This window comes from Streptomyces hilarionis (assembly GCF_024539675.1).
Lineage (GTDB): Bacteria > Actinomycetota > Actinomycetes > Streptomycetales > Streptomycetaceae > Streptomyces > Streptomyces hilarionis.
On the sequence record NZ_JAHHIT010000707.1, the window covers coordinates 1 to 276 of the forward strand.

General features: G+C 50.4%; 1 protein-coding gene. It reads right to left on the reverse strand.

Going from position 1 to position 276, the window contains the following annotated elements; genetic code table 11:
* Positions 1 to 79: 79 nt before the first annotated feature.
* Positions 80 to 276 (reverse strand): hypothetical protein (locus tag KMS84_RS40090; RefSeq protein ID WP_256921584.1); only part of this gene is annotated, 197 nt, incomplete at its 5' end.

Consider the following 276-nt stretch of genomic DNA (forward strand, 5'->3'; position numbering starts at 1 on the left):
GAGTAATGTGCTGCTGTGGACATGCCATTCTCCGGACAATAAAAAGCCGCCAGTTGGCGGCTGCGGTACGGGACGTTGGTTAAAGACAGTTCTTAACTGCATTCTCGATAGCGGTACGGCCAACGCCTGGCATCCACGCCACACGCTGATAAAAAATCACCGAGCTACCGTTAGCAGTTTTCTTGACTTCAAGCAATTCGTCAGTCATCTGCATAGCACCGATTACTAGCCGGTAGCCATTTTCAGTTTCGGACATAACCGCCTCTGATCTTGCGT